Source organism: Bacillus sp. J41TS8 (assembly GCF_018333035.1).
Lineage (GTDB): Bacteria > Bacillota > Bacilli > Bacillales > Bacillaceae > Bacillus > Bacillus paralicheniformis.
On the sequence record NZ_BORF01000003.1, the window covers coordinates 260,865 to 278,543 of the forward strand.

Here is a 17,679-nt window from a genome sequence, read left to right on the forward strand (position 1 = left end):
AGGGGATGCGGAGAAAGAAGAGCAAAGCGCCGGCAGATAAATCACCGGTCAGGTTATTGCGGTTGGCCAAGATTCTGAACGCGTTCTTCCGGAAGAGGGCTAGGCCCGGCTTCGCGAAGGAATAGAGCTATGAAAGAAGCTGCTTCAAGATTAGAAATCGCCCCAAAGCCGGATCGCACTTTCCAAAGACAGGGGCTTCTGCCGGAAAAATCGGCAACTCGCCTGATTTTATAGATAAAAGGAGGATGTTGGTTATGAAAATGAAGTGCGGTGCATGTTTATTGGTTCTTGTGCTATTCATGAGCTGTATACCTGGGAAATCTGTACTTGCTGCCAGCACAACCATTGCAAAACATGTAGGGAATTCTAACCCGCTTATAGACCATCATTTAGGAGCGGATCCCTTTGCGCTGACCTATAACGGAAGAGTCTACATCTATATGTCCAGTGACGATTATGAATATAACAGCAACGGAACGATTAAGGATAATTCATTTGCCAATTTGAACAAAGTGTTCGTCATCTCTTCAGCGGATATGGTGAACTGGACAGATCACGGAGCCATTCCGGTGGCAGGTGCCAACGGGGCTAATGGCGGCCGGGGGATTGCGAAATGGGCAGGCGCGTCCTGGGCCCCGTCAGTCGCAGTTAAAAAGATAAATGGTAAGGATAAATTCTTCCTTTACTTTGCAAACGGCGGCGGAGGTATCGGGGTCCTCACCGCAGACAGCCCGACCGGGCCGTGGACAGATCCGATTGGAAAAGCGTTGGTTACAATAAGTACACCGGGAATGTCCGGCGTTGTTTGGCTATTTGATCCGGCAGTGTTCGTAGATGACGATGGCACCGGTTATCTGTATGCCGGTGGAGGCATCCCCGGCGGTTCAAATCCAACGCAGGAGCAATGGGCAAATCCTAAAACAGCACGAGTCATAAAATTGGGGAACGATATGACCAGCGTTGTTGGAAGCGCGTCTGTGATTGATGCGCCTTTCATGTTTGAAGACTCGGGAATTCATAAACATAACGGAAAATATTACTATTCCTATTGCATCAATTTCAGCGGTGTGCACCCGGCCAATATACCACCGGGTGAAATCGGCTACATGACCAGCTCAAGTCCCATGGGGCCCTTTACGTATAGAGGGCATTTCCTGAAAAATCCGGGTGCATTCTTCGGGGCTGGCGGAAACAACCATCATGCTGTTTTCAATTTTAAAAACGAGTGGTATGTGGTGTACCATGCTCAAACTGTCAGTTTCGCTTTGTTCGGAGCCGGCAAAGGATACCGTTCTCCCCATATCAATAAGCTGGTCCATCTTGCAAACGGGTCCATTCAAGAGGTGGCGGCAAATTACAGGGGAGTGTCTCAGCTTGCCAATTTGAATCCGTATAACCGGGTAGAAGCTGAAACGTTTGCCTGGAATGGACGCATTTTGACGGAGAAATCCTCAGCACCCGGCGGACCGGAAAATAATCAAAACGTAACAAGCATTCATAACGGAGACTGGATTGCTGTAGGAAATGCTGACTTCGGCACGCGCGGAGCGAGGACATTTAAAGCCAATGTCGCTTCCACTGCAGGCGGTAAAATTGAAGTCCGTCTCGACAGTGTAACAGGTAAGCTTGTGGGAACTCTGAATGTACCTTCCACAGGCGGAGCGCAGACTTGGAGAGAAATAGAAACCACTGTGAGCGGCGCAACCGGTGTTCACAACGTCTATTTTGTATTTACCGGAAACAGTTCAGGCAACTTGTTTAATTTTGATTACTGGCAGTTTACACAAAATGAGCACCGGTAACAGCAAAAAGGTGGTCTCAGAAGGGTTTTCATATACCACAACAATGAGAGGATGAAAGCATATGAAAAAATTAATTTGTGTATTGTTGGCATATGTAACGATGCTGTCGCTCATGTTAACCGGGCCTGCCGCTTCTGAAGTTTCAGCAGCCAGTGACGCAACAGTTCGTCTATCTGCAGAAAAACAAGTGATTCGCGGTTTTGGAGGGATGAATCACCCGGCTTGGATCGGGGATCTTACAGCAGCTCAAAGAGAAACCGCCTTTGGCAATGGACAGAATCAGTTAGGCTTTTCAATTTTAAGAATTCATGTTGATGAAAATAGAAACAATTGGTACAGAGAAGTGGAGACGGCAAAGAGTGCGATCAAACACGGAGCAATCGTTTTTGCTTCTCCCTGGAATCCGCCAAGCGATATGGTTGAGACTTTCAATCGGAATGGAGACACATCAGCTAAACGGCTGAGATACGATAAGTACGCCGCATACGCGAAGCATCTTAACGACTTTGTTACCTTCATGAAAAATAATGGCGTGAATCTGTATGCGATTTCCGTCCAAAACGAGCCTGATTACGCACACGACTGGACGTGGTGGACACCGCAAGAAATACTTCGCTTTATGAAAGAGAACGCCGGCTCGATTAATGCCCGTGTCATCGCGCCTGAGTCGTTTCAATACTTAAAAAATATATCGGATCCGATTTTGAATGATCCGAAGGCGCTTGCCAATATGGATATTCTTGGCGCTCATCTTTATGGTACACAGCTTAACAATTTCGCTTATCCACTGTTCAAACAAAAAGGAGCAGGAAAAGATCTTTGGATGACGGAAGTATATTATCCGAACAGTGACAATAATTCTGCGGACCGCTGGCCTGAGGCATTGGATGTTTCGCACCATATTCACAATTCGATGGTAGAGGGAGATTTTCAGGCTTATGTATGGTGGTACATCCGCAGATCATACGGTCCTATGAAAGAAGACGGTACGATCAGCAAGCGCGGTTACAATATGGCTCATTTCTCGAAGTTTGTCCGTCCCGGTTATGTCAGGGTTGATGCGACAAAGAGCCCTGCTTCAAACGTTTACGTATCTGCCTATAAAGGTGACAACAAAGTCGTTATAGTTGCCATTAATAAAAACAACTCAGGGGTTAACCAAAACTTCGTTCTGCAGAATGGATCTGTTTCTCAAGTATCCAGATGGATCACGAGCAGCAGCAGCAACCTTCAACCTGGAACGAATCTCAATGTAACAGACAATCATTTTTGGGCGCATCTTCCGGCTCAGAGTGTGACAACATTTGTCGCTAACCTCCGCTAATATTAACGACGCCGCGCATGAAGCGGAGTTACAAGCCGCACACTTCCGATATGCCGGGCTTAGCGGCCATTTAGTGAAAAGGCATACGAAAAATATTTAGTTCTCGCAATCCAGGGTGTATCTGTTAATGAGACAAAGAGGGTGCCGCCGCCGGCACCCTTTCTGTCGTTTTCGGTTTATTCCTTCGGAAACTTCACCTCCGGATATGACGGATTCGGCTTGCTGATCAAGCCGCCGCCGGTTTCTTTTAAATGCTTGTTGAAAAAATCCAAAACGTACCGGTTCACGATATCCGCGCTTCGTTCGCCGTCGATGTCGCCCGTCATGCCGAGCTGCTTCAAAAGTTTTGAATAAAGCTGCAAGTCGGTGAAGTTGTAATGCTCCGTTCCTTCAATATACACCATTGACGCTTGATCAATGATTTTGTATTCCTTTTTTCGTTCCTCAATCATCTTGTTGAATTCTTCTTTCGTTAAACCCGAATTTTTGATTTCTTCATCAGAAATTTTTCCGCTGAGCGCCTTGTCTTTAATGTTCATAAAGCTGCTCGATTCCATGAATAGAAACGGCTTTGAAATCGCCTGCTTGCCGTTGACATTGTACAGTGAACCGTCCATGTTGATTCCAGCTTTAATTTTGGGATTTGAATATGCGGCGTTAAACGCCGTGGCGCCGCCGAATGAGTGACCCATCATCCCGATGTTGTCCATATCGAGTTTTCCCTTAAAGGCATCGCGATTCAGCTGATCCAACTGATTGATGACAAAGTCGGCGTCCTGCGTCCAAATGTTCCCGAGCTTGCTGCTGTTTTCGGAAACTCCATTCATATATCGCTCGGTTGTTAAGCCTGTCATCCGTCCGTCTGGAAAAGCCGTTGCCATCGTACTGTACGTATGATCGATCGCCACTGCGACAAATCCATGGCTTGCCAGATGTTCGGCTTGGGAAGCGTGCAGCAGCCGGCTTGTTCCGAAGCCGTGGCTGATTACGACGACTGGATATCGGGCTTCAGCTGATGAGATCGCAACGTTTTCGTATGAGTTTGTTTTGATGTAGCGCCAATAGTCCAAAGCAAACGGGGGAAGACCGAATCCATCTGCGAACTTCTCGATATATTCGTGAAATGTGCTTGCGTCTTCGGGAAAGAGAGGTGCCCGTTTCTGTCCATGCAAACCTTGGGCAGGGTACCATACTTGGATCATCAGTTCTCTTTTATCGTGCGGATTTTTTGTCAGCGTTTCTTCTCTGTCGCGGTCGGTCAAATGAAACGTCTTCGTCCCGACAGAATAAGCGCCGTCAGGCTTAGGCAAATCGAAGACGGGCAGGTATACAGACAGGAAGACGGAGATTGCCAGCATGGCGAATGTTAGAACATACAAGCCATATTTCAGCGGCTTCCACATCTTGATTTGAAGCCTTTTACCGAAGATCGCGATAAAGGCGAGGGCGGCGGAGATCAGATAGATCAAAACCATTTGCCATCTGTATCCCTCAAAAAAAAGCTGTCCCGCCAACACGCCAATACTCGCAAATCCGGCTGCCGCCGCAAGTTTTCTCGGCATTTTTTGCTGAAACAGCATGACAAAAGACAGGAGTGTTAATAATATTTCGAAAGTTCTCATGATTTTCTCCCTTATGTAAGATGTTGGTGGTCTTATACATAACGAATGTGTGGTTTGATTGGTTGCAAAAATATTCCTTGTGCTGCATTAAAAAAACCGCCGGGTTACCCAGCGGTTGCAGCTTATGATGTTGTGGGTCGCTATCAGCTAGTTTTCCTTTATCTGTTTCACGTGAGCGACAATTCTGTCTCTCTCTGTTTCCTCCAATGTGTAAATCTTCGGAGAAAGAGGCACGTCAAACCCGGCGTGAGAGTGAAAAAAGTCAAAGAGCAGCGTCCCGGCAGGCTTTTCTTGCTGATCGGAGATGACAGCCCAAAACACCCGTGAGCGGCAGTCGTCAGCTCCCCATTTTTCCATGGACTGTCTAAAGTTTAAGCCTTTTCCGATGAAAAAATCACCTTTTCCCGCATCTTGAATCGTTGTAAAGCCGGACTGTTCGAGACTTTCAAATACAGGAGGCAGCAGGTGGTCCAAGTAGACGCCGTAAGTCGCGTCTTCCAATTCGGGAAACACCTTTAAAAGCGCTTCGCGATGATCTTCAAGCGTTTGTTTCCAATTGGCGGCGACATAGCTTTGCACCTGTTCGCCGATTTCTTTGATCGACATGTCGGGTCTAAAACGTACCTTATACAAGAACGAAAACCTCCTTTTGATTACTTGAAATCCATTATATAACATTCTCCTGCACAGTGGATTCTCAATATAAGAGCGAACCGGACCTCTGCCGTGGATAAAGGATTTTATCAATGGTAAAAAACGAAACGGCAATCATGATTTCCGCCGAAGAGGTCAGCAGAACGTCGTCCAGCAATTCGTCCGCTGTAAAAATCGCGGCCCATAAACATCCGATCGTGAGCATTTCGGCTGCAAAAAACGTGATCCGCCGATTGATGCCCAGCAGCTTCATACTGTGGATGAGCAGCTTTTCAGCCGGTTCCAGGACAAAGGTCAGTGCGGTATAACAAAGCGTAAACAAAAGCAGGGACCCGACAGTTTGGTAAAATGCGCCCGGCAGATGAAACAGGATCGAAATGCCGAGAAAGTGGGCGAAAAAAACGAACATTACCGATAAGCAGCAAATAACGAAATGTTTCATGATACAACTCCTTTTAAATATGTACACAGCAGCCGAAGGCCTGCAGGATATGTCTCCTGCAAGCCTGGCTGGTTATTTCTTATCAAATTTCACGACCGGATGCTTTTCTTTAGAGAGCATGTTTGTAAACTCGCTGCCGACGTCGAGGTGCTGGCGGACAAGCTCTTCCGGAACGAGCGCGAGCCATTGGTTTAACGAAACGTCAGCATAGTGGTCGTCTTTGAAGATTTCGAGGAAGCGAAGCGGTTCGTCTCCTGTATTTTGGACGTAGTGTCCCATTGCAAACGGCACATAGCCGACATCTCCGGCCTGGTAGTTAAATGTTCTGGCATGCCCGTCGGACGCGAAAACGGTCATTTTCGCTTGTCCGGAAATATAATACTGCCATTCGTCTGTATTCGGATGCCAGTGCAGCTCCCGGATGCCTCCAGGTTCGACTTCCACCAGCGCAGAAGCGATTGTTTTCGACGCTTTGAAATTCGTGGAATCGGCAATCCATACTTTACCGCCGCTAGATACGATCGGTTCCTGTTCAAGCAAATTGTAGCTGAAAGATTGAGGCACCGTTCCGTTCGGGCTTTCGACTTTGTCTTTCTCAAGACATCCAGGGATCACTTCTTGGAAAATATACTTTTCTTTATCTGGAAGAGATGCTACGACGTCTTTTGAAATGCCGAAGTTTGCGGCAATTACCTCATCAGGCGTATGGGCCAGCCAATCTGTCACCTGGAAGGTGCTGTTTTCAGAGAAAGAACCGTCATCGAAGACGAGCAGGAATTCGCAGCCGTCTTCAAGCGCTTGGATTGAATGCGGCAGACCTGACGGGAAGTACCAGAGATCTCCTTCTTTCACATCTTCAATAAAATTTCTGCCGTCTTGGTCAACAGACGTAATCCGTGCTTTTCCGTACAGCATATATGCCCATTCGGCTTCCTTATGCCAGTGAAGTTCCCTGATGGCTCCAGGTTTCAGCCTCATGTTGACAGAGGCAAGCTTGTCTGAAATCGGCAGCTCGCGAACGGTGACTTCCCGTGCATATCCGCCTTTTTCGAGTCGGTTATGGACATCGGAAAATGAAAATTTCATGTTTGACACCGTTCCGTGGTCGGTTTCCGGCGGCGCAAGCATGTCCGGATTTTGGCGATCGCGCTCAACGTTATGCGGAATTTTCGTTTCCGCTCCTTTTTCTCCTCTGATCGGCTGTGGAATTGATTTGTTTTTTTCCATGTGATATCCCCTCTTTCTCAAAATGTAAAGGAGAGCTGAAAGGCCTTTCGTTTTCCCCTTCTGTCATGTTAAGTGAAAAAAGTGAGGCCGATGTCAATCATCGGTGTCACTTTTTTCTTTGATCAATTCGATCAGTTCATCGATTTTCTTTTCAAAACGCGTGAGCAGGTAAATTGCCAATACAGCCGGAAAGCCGACATTGCCGATTTGTTTCGCTGCTTCCTCAATGAATGCACTGTCCATTCTTACCACCTCCTATGTTAAGAAGTGAAGAAAGTTTGAAAAATGTAAGCAAAGAACTATTTTCTCTGAATGGGAACTTATGTTTGCATGTTAATAGAAGAGATGAGTTTACTTTTTTTTCATTTCTTTCATCTAAATAAATAGGAGGCGGTTTTTATGATAGATCAAACGTTACTGCGTGCGAAAATCAAGGAAATCACAGGGCATCCGCTTGTGAAGCATTTTTTGAGCAACCCCCGGTATGAGCGGCTTTTCAACCACATTTTGGAACATCCGGATTCTGAAGAGGCAGAGTGTCTCGATCGCGAATTTAAGCGGTTTTACAAAAACATCCGCATGATCAAATACATCAACTCGATGATCCGGATTTTCTCCGTCGACTTTGATAAAAGAGTCCGGAAAAATCGAGAGCGTTTTCCATTGATGATCGACGACAGTCCGACTTTGCCCGAGCCGCCCCGAGGGGACCTGTTAGACGATGTCTTGGAACAGGAAGAGGATTTAAGTGAACATCTGCAAGACCCGATGCTTTATGAAGCGTTTTTGCAATTGACGGACAAGCAGAAAAAAGTGCTTGCGCAAATTTACATTCACGGGGTATCCATGCAGGAAATGGCTGACTCTTTGGGAGAATCAAGGCAAAATATTTCAAGAATTCATAAAAGGGCACTCGAAAAGATAAGAGAGCTGCTGAATTCTAAAGCAGAGGGGAATGATAACAGTGAGTCTGCACGACGAAAAAGAGATTGAGAAATTGCTGGAAAATTTCACGCCGATGATCAAAAGCAAATTAAACAACACATCCTATCAAGAGAGGGAGGATCTTGAACAGGAGCTGAAGATGAAGATTTGCGAAAAAGCGGAGATGCTTTTATGTCAAGAAGTACCTGGATTTTGGGAGTTTATAACAGAATTGCTGAAAGTCCTTTAACCTGAGCTGTTTTGCTTGCGTAAAGCCGCCGGAAGTGTTAAAATTTCTAACATTTGATTAATGGAATGTTCAAGCTGCTTCATTGAAATCATGGTGATGATTTGTTTTAATATGAATGAAGCTTTGGGAATGTAAATGGATTTATATTCCATTTTTATCTTATAAAAACACGCATCAGATAGGTGGTAAGATATCATGAAAAATCAATACCGAGTATTGTTGTATTATAAATATGTTCATATCGAAGACCCCGAGCAATTTGCCGAAGATCACCTCAAGCTCTGCAAAGATTTGGGCCTGAAAGGGCGCATCCTTGTGGCGGGTGAAGGAATCAACGGAACCGTGTCAGGAACCGTAGAGCAGACAGACCGCTATATGAGTGAAATGAAAAACGATCCCCGCTTTGAAGATATGGTATTTAAAATCGATGAATCAGAAGGCCATGCTTTCAAAAAAATGCATGTCCGCCATCGCGATGAGCTGGTGACGCTCCGCCTGGAAGATGATATCGATCCGAATGAATTAACGGGAAACTACCTTGAGCCAAAAGAATTTTATGAGGCGATGCAGCGGGAAGATACGATTGTCGTCGACGCACGGAACGACTATGAGTACGATTTGGGACATTTCCGCGGCGCGGTCAGACCGGACATTAAAGCGTTCCGCGAATTGCCTGAATGGATCCGCGATAACAAAGAAAAGCTTGAAGGCAAGAAAATATTGACTTACTGCACGGGCGGTATCCGCTGCGAAAAATTTTCGGGATGGCTGAAAAAAGAAGGATTTGAAGACGTGTCCCAGCTTCACGGCGGGATTGTGACGTACGGAAAAGACCCTGAAGTTCAAGGTGAACTGTGGGACGGACAGTGCTATGTTTTCGATGAAAGAATCAGCGTTCCGGTCAACCAGAAAGAGCACGTCATCGTCGGCAAGGATTATTTCACCGACGAGCCTTGCGAGCGCTATGTCAACTGCGCCAACCCTGAATGCAACAAGCAGATCATCTGCTCTGAAGAAAATGAGCACCGCTATTTGCGGGGCTGCACGCACGAGTGCCGGGTTCATCCGCGCAACCTGTATGTCAAAGAGCACGGTCTTTCAGAAGAAGAGGTGCAAGAGAGACTCGAAAAGCTGAAAGAAGAGGGGCATGCAGCGCAGTCATAAAAGTTGCAAACAAGAATATCATATAAAAAATCGAAGATGCCGCGAGCATCTTCGAAGTGGCATTGCTCCTGCATGGGAGTCGGCTTTTGTTTTGAATCCTGGAACGCCTTGATCTGAAAGATCGGGGCGTTCCTATTTTTTATTCGTGAAATGAAAGCAGAGTGAAAATATCGCAACGATCAGGATACCGAACGAAAGCATCAATTGAAGTGCGCTTTCTACTGCCATGCCTTTCCCTCCCTTCACCTGACGCTTTTGCTCCTGCCGCTAGTTAAAAAACGCGAAACCGGCAATCAATAGTAATATTGCTCCGCTGATCAGCGTGCCAAACTGCCCGACCGTAAAATGGCCAAAGCGAATATGAGCCAGTTTGGAACCGCAGGCGGCACCTGCCCACACCGTCAGAAAACTTCCGGCGGCTGCCAAAATCGAAATCAGAAGCGGCGAATAGCCGAAGAGGCCAGCCCCGACTCCATTTGTAAGGGCATTTGCTGACAGTGCGATTCCGAGAAGGATCGATTCGAAAAAGCCAACGGTCTGTTGAGGCGAGCCAGTGCTTCCATTTTCTTTCAAAGGGGAAGGCTTACGACGCGGAACGGCCAAAAGCATGATTCGCAGACCGATAACGGCCAATAAAACAGAACCTGCCAGAACAGGGAGAATCCCGGGTAAAACCGTTGATATCCAAAGTCCGAAGTGGATGCCGCACACGCTAAAGAGAAAACATATAAGTGAAATGACCACATTAGAAAAAAAGCTGATGCGAATTTGCCGAATCCCGTATGATAAACCGACCCCCAAATTGTCAACGCTTGATGAAACGGTTAAGCCTGCAATGATGATCCATGATGTCATGATGAGTAGCTCCTTTTTCCAGTAAGTTTGCTCTTACAGTATGTATCGTTGAGAAAAATGTGCCAGTACCATGAAAAAGCTCAACAAAAAAGCAAATTTCTCAACATATTCACATATCATGAGTTAAGAACCGTTGTGGAAAGGAGAGGAAAGATGGGACAGCCGAAAGAAAATCATATCGGACATCTGATTAAAGAGCTGCTAAAAAAGCGATCGCTTTCAATGCGAAAGCTCAGCAGCCTCTCCGGAATGGACGCCGCGACAATCTCGCGGATCGCTAACGGCAAGCAGCAACCTAAGCTTGTTCATCTAAAAGCTTTTTCCGAACATCTCGATATTTCACTTGATAAATTGATTGAAGCCTCGGGTTTTCAAGTTCATGGCAAAAAAGAACAAAACGGTACCGAGGTCCTTGGCTCTCTTGACGCCATGCTGGAAATGTTAGGGGCCTCCAAGCTGTACGATCCCCAAGAGACGAGGCAGCGTATTGAACAGGAATTGAACAAATATGAGCAATATGCGTTGACAGAGGAAGGACACAGCATCATTTGTGAGGAATTCGACAACAAAGTAAGCCAGGTGAATGGAGCCGGACCGTTCATCAATCATTTGAAAAAAATGCATCACCGCTATTGTGACAATGCTACTTCTGAAAAAGACCGATCCGTTCTGGGGAGTGCGCTCCTGTATTTTATCCTGTCTGCGGACATTATTCCCGACTATACGTTTCCGATCGGCTACCTGGACGACGCCATCGCTGTTCACCTTGTATTGGACCGGTTGAATCATCGGGACGACACAGCATAATCCGATTTCCCCTGAATATTTGCCCGGTAACGTTCCATACTAACCAATATCAATATAAAAAGGCAGGTAGCAAAAGAGATGACAAAAACCCTTTACATTACCGCTCACCCGCATGACGAAAGGGCATCATACAGCATGGCGGCGGGGAAAGCATTTATCGAATCTTACAAAGAAGCGCACCCGGATGATGAAGTGACACACCTTGATCTCTATCGGGAAAACATTCCGCAAATTGACGCGGACGTCTTCAGCGGCTGGGGAAAATTGCAGTCGGGATCGGGCTTTGAACAGCTTTCTGAACACGAAAAGGCAAAAGTCGGCCGTTTGAATGAGCTGAGCGAGCAATTTATCGCGGGAGACAAATACGTGTTTGTCACGCCGCTTTGGAATTTCTCTTTTCCGCCGGTGATGAAAGCGTACTTTGATGCGGTCGCTGTAGCGGGAAAGACGTTTAAATATACCGAGCAAGGACCGATCGGGCTGTTAACCGATAAAAAAGCCCTGCACATCCAGGCGAGAGGCGGCTACTATTCGGAAGGGCCGGCTGCGGAACTTGAGATGGGGCACCGCTATATCAGCATCATGATGCAGTTTTTCGGAGTGCCGGAATTTGAAGGTTTATTTATAGAAGGGCATAATGCAGAGCCGGATAAAGCCGAAGAAATTAAACGAAATGCGATTGCCCGAGCCAAAGAATTGGGCCGGACCTTTTGAAAAAACCGCGGACGTGATCCGCGGTTTTGTTTTATTTGTTTAAGAACACCGTTTGATTCGTTTCACTGCTTTTTTGTGCGGCTTCGATGATGCGGATGACGTCGCGTCCTTCTTCCGCCGTGACAGGCAGGCTGCCGCCTTCAAGAATACTTGAAGCAAGCTGCTTGTAATAAGTTAAGTATGAACCCGGGATGCTTTCCACTGTTTCCTTAATGACCTCGTCGCCTTCAACTGTGGCCAGTTCCCCGTAATATTCGGGTTGATCGGCTCCCCACTCATCGCCTGCAGGTTTTTGACCCGCTCTGAGTGCATCCTCCTGGCCGTCGATGCCGTATTTAATAAAGCTTCCCTTTGAGCCGTGGATTTGGTAGCGGGGACCGTTGGCCGGAACAATCGAACCTGAGTGGAGAATCACTTGGCGCTGATCATAGTGAAGGACGACATGGAAGTAATCGTCTGTTTCCGCATTGGCTCTCTGAGCGGTCACTTGAGCAGTGACGCTGTTCGGCATGCCGAACAAATGAAGCGCCTGATCGATCAAGTGTGAACCCAAATCGTACAGTGCGCCTGAGCCCGGCCCTTTCTGCTCTCTCCAGCGCTGTCTGACATTCGGCCGGAACCGGTCGTAGGAGGCGTGGAATGTGTTGACCTCACCGAGGCGCCCTTCTTTGATGAGCTGTTTGATCGTCAAAAAGTCGTTATCCCATCTTCGGTTGTGGTAGACGCTGAGAAGCACGCCTTTTTCCTTCGCGGCATTGATGAGCTTTTCCGCTTCTTCCGCCGTTGCCGTCATCGGTTTTTCTAGGACGACATGCTTTCCGGCGCGGATGCACTCTTTCGCCATTTCGTAATGAAGGCCGCTCGGCGTGGTGACGATGACGAGATCAATGTCCGGGTCATTTGTGATGTCTTCGATCGTACTGACGGCTTCCGCTTCGGGGAGGTCCTGTTTGACTTGTTCTTTCCTCGAAGTCATCACCTTCCGAATCTCATAATCTTCTAACACCGATAATAAAGGCGCATGAAACACCGAACCTGACAAACCGTATCCTAATATTCCTGTGCGAACCTTGTTCACCATTCATTCTCCTCTCCCATGTTCGTTTTTAATATGTAATCAACACACCTTTATTTTACCCTGTTTGCCTATAGGAACAAACCTAAAGACCTTTTTCAACCGGGGAACGGAAGATTTTGTCACAATTTTGTTCAATTTGAAGAGGCGTCCGGTTATCGTTAAAAACAAAAAGGGGGGATTTTGAAAATGGAGCATGATTGGGGCGCTTTTATGAACAGGGATTTGGCTGTCGAGCCGGCATCAGCTGAAGGAAGCTTGAAAAACCTTTCGTTTGCGGTAAAGGATGTGTTTGCTGTAGAAGGCCATACAAATGCGGCGGGAAACCCTGATTGGCTGAGAACGCACGAACCTGCCAAAAAAAACGCGGAAGCCGTTGACTTGCTGCTGCGTGAAGGGGCAAGGCTTAAGGGGGCTGCACACACGGATGAGCTGATGTACAGCCTTGACGGAGAAAATGTCCATTATGGAACGCCTGTCAATCCTTGTGCAAAGGACAACATTCCTGGAGGATCTTCAAGCGGTTCGGTCGTGGCGGCAGCCTCCGGTATGGCCGATTTTGCTCTTGGGACAGACACCGGGGGTTCTGTCAGAATCCCTTCTTCCTACTGCGGAATTTTCGGATTTCGGCCGACGCACGGCGAGGTGCCGGTTAATGGTGTCATACCGCTGGCGAAAAGCTTTGACACCGTCGGATGGATGTCAAAAGATATCGGCGTTCTTCATGCTGCAGGCCGCGTCCTGCTTAGCGGACAGGAGGAGGCAGGGGCCTGTTTCAACCAGATTTATTTTGAAAAAGAGGCGTGGAACCTGCTTGAAGAAAGCGACCGGACACAAGTATACGCTCATGCATTAAGCCTGATAGACGGCGAATTCGACTGGTGCGTTGCCGCTGACGGCGGCCTCGCAGAATGGGCGGAAATGTTCAGGGTGCTGCAGGCCCTGGAGATTTGGGAGGAGCATGGAGCTTGGATCGACTGCACAAATCCGGTGTTCGGCCCTGGAATCGCAGAACGATTTGAATGGACGTCAAGTCTTAGGAAAAGCGATTATGAGCATGTGTTTATGAAAAGAGAAGCGGTGAAAAGGAGACTGTCGGAATGGCTCGCGGAAGACGGCTTGCTCGTCATTCCAACTGCTCCCGGCACGCCGCCGCTCCGCGGGCTGCCGGAAAACGAATTAAATGAGAGAAGGGCGCGCACGATGAAACTGACGTGTATTGCCGGGCTGGGCGGGCTTCCGCAGATCACCGTTCCGCTACCGGCAAAAAACGGCGAGCCTTTGGGGCTTTCATTCATCGCCGGCCGCAAACTGGACCTGAAGCTTCTGGCTTGGACTGAAAAGCACGTGTTATCTCTTCAAGTATAAGGGAAGCATATGCTGCGGATCTTTTCTGCATCATATGCTTTTTGCTTGCTTCAATTATTGTTAACTGGTAAACTATTAAATAGTTAACCGGTTAACGATGATGGAAAGGATATGATGATCGTGGAAAACAAGACGTATGAGCAAGCATTTCAAGCCGTTCAGGATTTTATTCTCAAAAGAGAAAAGCGGGCTCAGCATGAACAGCAGACGCTCGTAAAGGAAGCTTTTCAAGAAGACGACAGTATCCGGAAGCATTGGACACTGACCCAGCTTCACATGATCTCGCTTATAAGCGAAAACGAGGCAGACGTCAACAACGCTTTCCTGGCAGCAAAACTTCAAATATCAAAAGCGGCAGTGACAAAAGCGGTCAATGTGCTTACAAAGCACGGGATGATCGAATCGCACAAAAAACCGAACAACAACAAAGAATTGTATTACACATTAACAGACGAGGGGAAGAAACTGGCCGACGTTCATGACAGGATGCACGAAATTGCAAAGCAGCGCTATATCGAGCTGTTTGATCGGTTTTCCGAATCCGAGCTGGAAACCGTCATCCGCTTTTTAAACGAATGGTCAAAACACATTTAATCAAGAGGAGCAGCGAATGAATAAAAGTGAAGCCCAACAGTTTTTAAGCAGCATGTATCAGGACATCTTGAGTGAAATGAATCCTGAAAAAATTCCCGATTATTTCAGCGAGAATTATGTTCAAGTAACCGACGGCAGTCAAATTGACCTTGTGCAGTTTAAAGATCACATGAGGACGCTGAAAAAGGTTGCCCGCACCATAACGGTGTCGCCCTTTCATGAGTTTTTGTTTGACGAGCGACTGCAAAGCGCAGCGGTCAGGTATACGGTCAATGTTGTCAAAACAAACGGAGACCGGGGGAGAATTGAAATCATCGCGATGTTTAAAATGAATGGTTTTAAAATCGTTCAATGCCACGAACTTTCACATGCGATCGAGGGTAAGGAGGATTTTGAAGAGCTGGCGAAGATCAGTGAGGCGGCAATTGAAAAAGCCTCCTCTCGGGAGGAGAAGGCTTTTTCACAAGATTAATGTTTGACGTCAAACCTGATGTTGAGCGAGACGGGTCCGCGTGTGTAAAGGCCTGTCTCGCGATAAACGAAGTCTTCCTCCAGCTGGATATTCTTCAGCTGATCCAGAACGATATTTGCGACAAGCTCGATTTCCGTCTTCGCAAACCCCGCTCCTACACAGTTGTGGACGCCTGAACCGAATGCGAGATGCCTGGCTGCGCCGCTGAATGCGCTTTTGACTTCCAGGTCGCTGCGATGAATGTTGAACTCGTCTGGCTTCTCAAACGCTTCAGGATCGCGATTGGCCGCGCCTATCATGCAAAATACAGTCGTCCCTTCTTTGAGCTCGACTCCGCCGATCACCGCGTCTTGTGAAAGCTGGCGCGGAATGAGCTGCACCGGCGGCTTGTAGCGCAGCGTCTCTGCGATGGCCTGAGGCAGGAGCGTGCGGTCTTCCAGCACGTCATTCATTTGATCGGGATGATGAAGCAAATGATAAATCATTAATGCGAGCGTCTTGTCCGCCGGTTCTGTGGCGGCAAGCAATATATTGAGAATCAGCGCGCGGATGTCCCGGTCAGACATCGCCACTCCCTCGTATTCAGAAGTGCAAAGGATGGATATTAAATCATGGCCGGGGTTTTTGCGCCTTTCCTCGATAATCGGATTCAAATATTCAGCGAGCTGTTCACTGCATTTGAGGGAATGCTCCCGGTCCTCAGGCGCCTGATTCAAACTGGTAATGAAATCGGCGACGCCGCTGTGCCAGTTTCTCACTGTTTGGTGGTCGTTCTTGTCCAAACCTAAAATGTCCATCGTCACGCAAACGGCGAACGTTTTGCCGAAATCATTGACAAGATCGATCCGCCCTTTCTCCAGATGAGGGGCCAATAGCCTTTGTGCATTGTCTTTAATGAGCGGTGTGAGGTGATCAAGGGACTCCCCGATAAAACGGCGCAGAACGATTCTCCTTTTCGCCGTGTGCTCTTTGCCTTTCATTTGGGCGAGCACAGGTCCGCGCATGACGGGCTCGGCCCGTTTGGCCAGCGATTTCGTTGTAAAGACGTTCTGATTCTGGAGCACGCGGCGCACATCTTGGTAGCGGCTGATAAAATAGCTGTTCAGCGATTCTTCATAATGGACGGGATCAGATTCGCGAAGGTATGAGAAATATTGATACGGATTCTTGTGATATTGTTCTGACAACACGCTGAATGTTTTTAGCGATTGATTCATACTCGTTCCTCCTGCATGCTTTTAGATTCCACGCTCTCGTCTGATTCGGAAACCATAAGATATCCTTGATTCGGGCGCATTTTGACGGCAAATTCATTTCGGGAGATCTGTTCGCCGAGCTTCCATGGACGGTGATAAGCAAGAAGCGTTTCTTCGACGCCTAAAATATCAGGGGCGGCGATGAAAAACGGAAGTTCAGCGATGACGTATTCAACAGCCAGCTCCAGCATGGCGGCGCTGACCTCCCGGACATCCATCCGAATGCCCCGGGCCCGTCCGAGGATCGCCGCATGCGACATCTCCAGGCAGGCTTTGCGAAAATGCGGCTGGTCAAAAAAGGCGTCTTCGACTTCCATCCGCAAACGCTGGTATGCGGTCTGGTTCGCGAAATCGGAAAATGTATGGATGGCCTCGGGATTGCCGCCATGCGCTTGCAACGCCTTTTCAGCGAATCTCCGGTTCCGTGAGACTTCTTTCCTGACTTTCCGTTCGGCCTTTCCATTCGGGGTGCCGAGTGCTTCGAGAAGGTTAGCTGCTTCCTTTCCGGCTAAAAGTACGGATACATGGTGAAATTCACGGACGGCCCAGCCGATAAGCCGATGAATGTAATCTTCGGAAAATCGGCTGTTAAACGGACTGATGCCAATGAGAACATGGCGTCTGCGTTTTAGTATTTCATTGCAGTTTCGGGTAAGAGTTTCAGTTTTGAATGGCTGGTGTTTGCTCTCCATTGTAAGCTCTGTCATTGATTTCCTCCTTAACGGACATAGAATGACTTCTTTTGCAATCAATGATGGATACGTGCGGTTTATCGAGCTGGGAATAGGCTGGTCTCAACTTCACGATGAATCGAGAAGAATACAGCGATGGTGCGGGTCATGATGAAGGGGTGTCACATTTGTTCAATTGTTAAAGCAGAGCAAGAGTTTGAGCTCAAAATCAGGCAAGGTACAGCATGAAAGTTTACTAGTAAACAATAGTCATTTTATCCCTAACTTTTCCAACTGTCAACACAATTCAAATTCAAAATATGAAAATATTCGTAACGTTTTTTGCAAATCTGAGGAATTTTGATCAGAATGAACCTTTTTTAAAAGCGTTTTTCGAGTGAAGGAACCCGATAAGTAAAAAATATGTAAAAAACTTTAAAGCTGCAATAAGAAATGTT

Annotated in this window: 20 protein-coding genes; 10 read left to right on the plus strand and 10 right to left on the minus strand. The window is 47.3% G+C overall.

What is annotated here, in order from left to right; translation table 11 throughout:
• Positions 1-254: 254 nt before the first annotated feature.
• On the plus strand, positions 255-1,802 hold the full coding sequence (locus KI350_RS06575) for a glycoside hydrolase family 43 protein (RefSeq protein WP_020452979.1): 1,548 nt from the start codon (positions 255-257) through the stop codon (positions 1,800-1,802).
• 61 nt (positions 1,803-1,863) lie between these two features.
• Positions 1,864-3,126, plus strand: coding sequence for a glucuronoarabinoxylan endo-1,4-beta-xylanase XynC (gene xynC, locus KI350_RS06580; protein ID WP_035400315.1), 1,263 nt, complete (start codon positions 1,864-1,866; stop codon positions 3,124-3,126).
• 176 nt (positions 3,127-3,302) lie between these two features.
• Here the strand turns inward: xynC and KI350_RS06585 are convergent, their stop codons facing one another.
• The 5 genes from KI350_RS06585 to KI350_RS06605 form a co-directional block, all read right to left on the minus strand.
• Positions 3,303-4,748, minus strand: a complete 1,446-nt coding sequence (locus tag KI350_RS06585) for an alpha/beta fold hydrolase (protein ID WP_026580118.1) — start codon at positions 4,746-4,748, stop codon at positions 3,303-3,305.
• A 147-nt stretch (positions 4,749-4,895) separates the two neighbouring features.
• Entirely contained in the window at positions 4,896-5,381 is a 486-nt protein-coding gene (locus tag KI350_RS06590) for a DUF6022 family protein (protein ID WP_039073024.1), read from the minus strand.
• Positions 5,382-5,445: 64 nt separating this feature from the next.
• The gene (locus KI350_RS06595) at positions 5,446-5,844 is read right to left on the minus strand and encodes a YrvL family regulatory protein (protein WP_025810753.1); all 399 of its coding nucleotides are present in this window, start codon (positions 5,842-5,844) and stop codon (positions 5,446-5,448) included.
• Between the two features lie 72 nt (positions 5,845-5,916).
• Complete coding sequence (locus tag KI350_RS06600) at positions 5,917-7,071, minus strand: oxalate decarboxylase family bicupin (RefSeq protein WP_020452974.1); 1,155 nt, start codon at positions 7,069-7,071, stop codon at positions 5,917-5,919.
• Between the two features lie 93 nt (positions 7,072-7,164).
• Positions 7,165-7,314: a YvrJ family protein gene (locus tag KI350_RS06605; protein WP_020452973.1), complete on the minus strand. Its 150-nt coding sequence runs from the start codon at positions 7,312-7,314 to the stop codon at positions 7,165-7,167.
• 156 nt (positions 7,315-7,470) lie between these two features.
• Between KI350_RS06605 and KI350_RS06610 the strand changes: the two genes are divergently transcribed.
• The 3 genes from KI350_RS06610 (at position 7,471) to trhO (ending at position 9,409) form a co-directional block, all read left to right on the plus strand.
• Complete coding sequence (locus KI350_RS06610) at positions 7,471-8,064, plus strand: sigma-70 family RNA polymerase sigma factor (RefSeq protein ID WP_059232014.1); 594 nt, start codon at positions 7,471-7,473, stop codon at positions 8,062-8,064.
• On the plus strand, positions 8,027-8,245 hold the full coding sequence (gene rsoA, locus KI350_RS06615; protein ID WP_031305046.1) for a sigma-O factor regulator RsoA: 219 nt from the start codon (positions 8,027-8,029) through the stop codon (positions 8,243-8,245). Before KI350_RS06610 ends, rsoA begins: the two co-directional genes overlap by 38 nt.
• A gap of 195 nt (positions 8,246-8,440) precedes the next feature.
• Complete coding sequence (gene trhO / locus KI350_RS06620; protein WP_059232012.1) at positions 8,441-9,409, plus strand: oxygen-dependent tRNA uridine(34) hydroxylase TrhO; 969 nt, start codon at positions 8,441-8,443, stop codon at positions 9,407-9,409.
• A 132-nt stretch (positions 9,410-9,541) separates the two neighbouring features.
• On the opposite strand, the gene KI350_RS22970 is transcribed toward trhO, so the two are convergent.
• Positions 9,542-9,637 (minus strand): putative holin-like toxin, encoded by a 96-nt coding sequence (locus KI350_RS22970; RefSeq protein ID WP_222426460.1) that lies wholly within the window; start codon positions 9,635-9,637, stop codon positions 9,542-9,544.
• Positions 9,638-9,676: 39 nt separating this feature from the next.
• Entirely contained in the window at positions 9,677-10,264 is a 588-nt protein-coding gene (locus tag KI350_RS06625; RefSeq protein WP_059232010.1) for a manganese efflux pump, read from the minus strand.
• A gap of 153 nt (positions 10,265-10,417) precedes the next feature.
• Here KI350_RS06625 and KI350_RS06630 point away from each other — a divergent pair, with 153 nt between their 5' ends.
• Together KI350_RS06630 and KI350_RS06635 are read left to right on the plus strand one after the other, a co-directional pair.
• Positions 10,418-11,071 (plus strand): helix-turn-helix domain-containing protein, encoded by a 654-nt coding sequence (locus tag KI350_RS06630; protein WP_059232007.1) that lies wholly within the window; start codon positions 10,418-10,420, stop codon positions 11,069-11,071.
• Between the two features lie 78 nt (positions 11,072-11,149).
• On the plus strand, positions 11,150-11,785 hold the full coding sequence (locus KI350_RS06635; RefSeq protein WP_059232005.1) for an FMN-dependent NADH-azoreductase: 636 nt from the start codon (positions 11,150-11,152) through the stop codon (positions 11,783-11,785).
• Positions 11,786-11,816: 31 nt separating this feature from the next.
• Here the strand turns inward: KI350_RS06635 and KI350_RS06640 are convergent, their stop codons facing one another.
• Complete coding sequence (locus KI350_RS06640; protein WP_059232003.1) at positions 11,817-12,866, minus strand: oxidoreductase; 1,050 nt, start codon at positions 12,864-12,866, stop codon at positions 11,817-11,819.
• A 183-nt stretch (positions 12,867-13,049) separates the two neighbouring features.
• On the opposite strand from KI350_RS06640, the gene KI350_RS06645 reads away from it, so the two are divergent.
• The 3 genes from KI350_RS06645 (at position 13,050) to KI350_RS06655 (ending at position 15,294) form a co-directional block, all read left to right on the plus strand.
• Complete coding sequence (locus KI350_RS06645) at positions 13,050-14,228, plus strand: amidase (RefSeq protein WP_059232001.1); 1,179 nt, start codon at positions 13,050-13,052, stop codon at positions 14,226-14,228.
• A 114-nt stretch (positions 14,229-14,342) separates the two neighbouring features.
• Positions 14,343-14,822 (plus strand): MarR family transcriptional regulator, encoded by a 480-nt coding sequence (locus KI350_RS06650; RefSeq protein ID WP_154495591.1) that lies wholly within the window; start codon positions 14,343-14,345, stop codon positions 14,820-14,822.
• A 16-nt stretch (positions 14,823-14,838) separates the two neighbouring features.
• The gene (locus KI350_RS06655) at positions 14,839-15,294 is read left to right on the plus strand and encodes a radical SAM protein (protein ID WP_059231999.1); all 456 of its coding nucleotides are present in this window, start codon (positions 14,839-14,841) and stop codon (positions 15,292-15,294) included.
• On the opposite strand, the gene cypX is transcribed toward KI350_RS06655, so the two are convergent.
• A complete protein-coding gene (gene cypX / locus KI350_RS06660; protein ID WP_059231997.1) occupies positions 15,291-16,511 on the minus strand; it encodes a pulcherriminic acid synthase in 1,221 nt (406 codons plus the stop codon). The two genes, KI350_RS06655 and cypX, sit on opposite strands and share 4 nt — an antisense overlap.
• A complete protein-coding gene (locus KI350_RS06665; RefSeq protein WP_059231995.1) occupies positions 16,508-17,257 on the minus strand; it encodes a tRNA-dependent cyclodipeptide synthase in 750 nt (249 codons plus the stop codon). The genes cypX and KI350_RS06665 overlap by 4 nt, the downstream gene beginning before the upstream one ends.
• Positions 17,258-17,679 lie beyond the last annotated feature (422 nt).

Excerpts from the sequence above, each read along its gene's own strand:
- KI350_RS06575 (WP_020452979.1), top strand. The coding sequence starts at position 255 with ATGAAAATGAAGTGCGGTGCATGTTTATTGGTTCTTGTGCTATTCATG.
- xynC (WP_035400315.1), top strand. The coding sequence starts at position 1,864 with ATGAAAAAATTAATTTGTGTATTGTTGGCATATGTAACGATGCTGTCG.
- KI350_RS06585 (WP_026580118.1), bottom strand. The coding sequence starts at position 4,748 with ATGAGAACTTTCGAAATATTATTAACACTCCTGTCTTTTGTCATGCTG.
- KI350_RS06595 (WP_025810753.1), bottom strand. The coding sequence starts at position 5,844 with ATGAAACATTTCGTTATTTGCTGCTTATCGGTAATGTTCGTTTTTTTC.
- KI350_RS06600 (WP_020452974.1), bottom strand. The coding sequence starts at position 7,071 with ATGGAAAAAAACAAATCAATTCCACAGCCGATCAGAGGAGAAAAAGGA.
- KI350_RS06605 (WP_020452973.1), bottom strand. The coding sequence starts at position 7,314 with ATGGACAGTGCATTCATTGAGGAAGCAGCGAAACAAATCGGCAATGTC.
- KI350_RS06610 (WP_059232014.1), top strand. The coding sequence starts at position 7,471 with ATGATAGATCAAACGTTACTGCGTGCGAAAATCAAGGAAATCACAGGG.
- rsoA (WP_031305046.1), top strand. The coding sequence starts at position 8,027 with ATGATAACAGTGAGTCTGCACGACGAAAAAGAGATTGAGAAATTGCTG.
- trhO (WP_059232012.1), top strand. The coding sequence starts at position 8,441 with ATGAAAAATCAATACCGAGTATTGTTGTATTATAAATATGTTCATATC.
- KI350_RS22970 (WP_222426460.1), bottom strand. The coding sequence starts at position 9,637 with ATGGCAGTAGAAAGCGCACTTCAATTGATGCTTTCGTTCGGTATCCTG.
- KI350_RS06625 (WP_059232010.1), bottom strand. The coding sequence starts at position 10,264 with ATGACATCATGGATCATCATTGCAGGCTTAACCGTTTCATCAAGCGTT.
- KI350_RS06630 (WP_059232007.1), top strand. The coding sequence starts at position 10,418 with ATGGGACAGCCGAAAGAAAATCATATCGGACATCTGATTAAAGAGCTG.
- KI350_RS06635 (WP_059232005.1), top strand. The coding sequence starts at position 11,150 with ATGACAAAAACCCTTTACATTACCGCTCACCCGCATGACGAAAGGGCA.
- KI350_RS06640 (WP_059232003.1), bottom strand. The coding sequence starts at position 12,866 with ATGGTGAACAAGGTTCGCACAGGAATATTAGGATACGGTTTGTCAGGT.
- KI350_RS06645 (WP_059232001.1), top strand. The coding sequence starts at position 13,050 with ATGGAGCATGATTGGGGCGCTTTTATGAACAGGGATTTGGCTGTCGAG.
- KI350_RS06650 (WP_154495591.1), top strand. The coding sequence starts at position 14,343 with ATGATCGTGGAAAACAAGACGTATGAGCAAGCATTTCAAGCCGTTCAG.
- KI350_RS06655 (WP_059231999.1), top strand. The coding sequence starts at position 14,839 with ATGAATAAAAGTGAAGCCCAACAGTTTTTAAGCAGCATGTATCAGGAC.
- cypX (WP_059231997.1), bottom strand. The coding sequence starts at position 16,511 with ATGAATCAATCGCTAAAAACATTCAGCGTGTTGTCAGAACAATATCAC.
- KI350_RS06665 (WP_059231995.1), bottom strand. The coding sequence starts at position 17,257 with ATGACAGAGCTTACAATGGAGAGCAAACACCAGCCATTCAAAACTGAA.